The organism is Oleiphilus sp. HI0079 (genome assembly GCF_001635105.1).
Genome location: NZ_LWFT01000952.1, coordinates 1 through 1420 on the forward strand (window position 1 = coordinate 1; position 1420 = coordinate 1420).

The 1420-nt window shown below is 46.3% G+C and carries 3 protein-coding genes; 1 reads left to right on the forward strand and 2 read right to left on the reverse strand.

Annotation, left to right across the window (positions count from 1 at the left end; genetic code table 11):
* Positions 1–522: 1-acyl-sn-glycerol-3-phosphate acyltransferase (locus A3750_RS17435; RefSeq protein ID WP_197475115.1), on the reverse strand; the 522-nt coding region annotated here is incomplete at its 3' end.
* Between A3750_RS17435 and A3750_RS17440 the strand changes: the two genes are divergently transcribed.
* Positions 500–1093: a GNAT family N-acetyltransferase gene (locus A3750_RS17440; RefSeq protein WP_231871851.1), complete on the forward strand. Its 594-nt coding sequence runs from the start codon at positions 500–502 to the stop codon at positions 1091–1093. The two genes, A3750_RS17435 and A3750_RS17440, sit on opposite strands and share 23 nt — an antisense overlap.
* Positions 1094–1134: 41 nt before the next feature.
* Here the strand turns inward: A3750_RS17440 and A3750_RS17445 are convergent.
* Positions 1135–1420, reverse strand: a 286-nt coding sequence (locus A3750_RS17445; protein ID WP_231871863.1) for a helix-turn-helix transcriptional regulator, incomplete at its 5' end; no start/stop codon positions are given.

Below are 1420 nucleotides of genomic sequence, written 5' to 3' on the forward strand. Positions count from 1 at the left end.
TCGTACAAAGCCATTGCCAAATCGCTGCAATTCATAACGTTTGCTATAGGGTTTACCAGAGCCTCTAATACCTTCCGGAAAGACGATAACGGCCTCGCCATTATCTAGCATTTTGGCACAGTTGGTTGGGTCTCCAAGCACTGCGCCTAACTGATTGAGTACATTGCCAACATAAGGAACAGTAGGAAAAAATCGCTCTATCATTGCTCGTGGATAGCGCGGAGCATGCTCCCGGTTTGCCACAGCATAGCCAATGAGCGTTCCATCGATAGGCAACTGTCCACTATGGTTCGCCACGATCAACACCGGACCACTACTAGGAATATGTTCGATGCCATGTGTTTCGACACGAAAGTACTTGTCGTAAATGGTCGAAAATAGGGAGAACATAATTTTGTTGGTATCTGTGTTGAGGCCCCAAGGATCGTAACCTAGAGACCCAACAGGATTTTTGATGCGATCGAGTTTCTGATCCAATTCGGATGAAACGAGTGTTTTTTTGAGAAATGCTTTTAACTTCATGATGTACAACGTGGCTCAAAGTTATGATTATCGTTTAGTGCACGCCTTTAGAGATGTATTATTCCACAATCTTCATGCGGGTAAACAATTAAAAGACGATTTGATGAATAAAAACGCGATTACTTGGTTTAGTAAGCCTTTTACAGAGATGAGCGCGCACGAGATGCATCGAATTTTGATGCTGCGTCAGGATGTGTTTGTGATCGAGCAGGACTGCATTTATCCGGATATCGATACCAAAGATGACGATGCATTACACGTTTTTTGTCGTGATCAAAGTGGCGCCATTCTCGCTTATGCGCGCCTAGTGCCGCCCGGGCTTAAATTTGCAGAGCCCGCGGTTGGCAGAGTCGTTGTTGCGCGTCATGCTAGAGCGACGGGTCTTGGCGTTCTACTCATGGAGCATGTGCTGGAGGATGCACAAAAATTATACCCAGGCATGGGCAATCGCATCTCTGCTCAGGCTCATCTGAAGCGCTTTTATAGTCAGTTTGGATATGAGCAGGTCTCGGACGAATATGACGAAGACGGCATTCCACACATTGAGATGCTGTTGTCATCGACATCATAGTCGATGTTGATAAGCGATTTTCTCAGTGAACCGAAGGGGGGTTATGCCCGAGGGCTACGGCGATAGGCTGAAGGGCTCTGCCCAAACCAGTTTTTAAACGCACGGCAAAAACTGGCGGACTCTTTGTACCCTAGAATATCTGCGATTTCAAAAATGGTGTATCTCGCATCTCTTAAAAGCTTGTCGGCAAATGATCGTCTCTCGGCCTCGAGTATCTCTTTGTAAGAGGTTTCTAGTTGCTGTAGCTTTCTAATGAGTGTTCGTTCCGAATAATGTAAGGCTTCGCTCGTCTGTTTTAGGGAGGGGAGCAACTCTGAGTCACCTTGG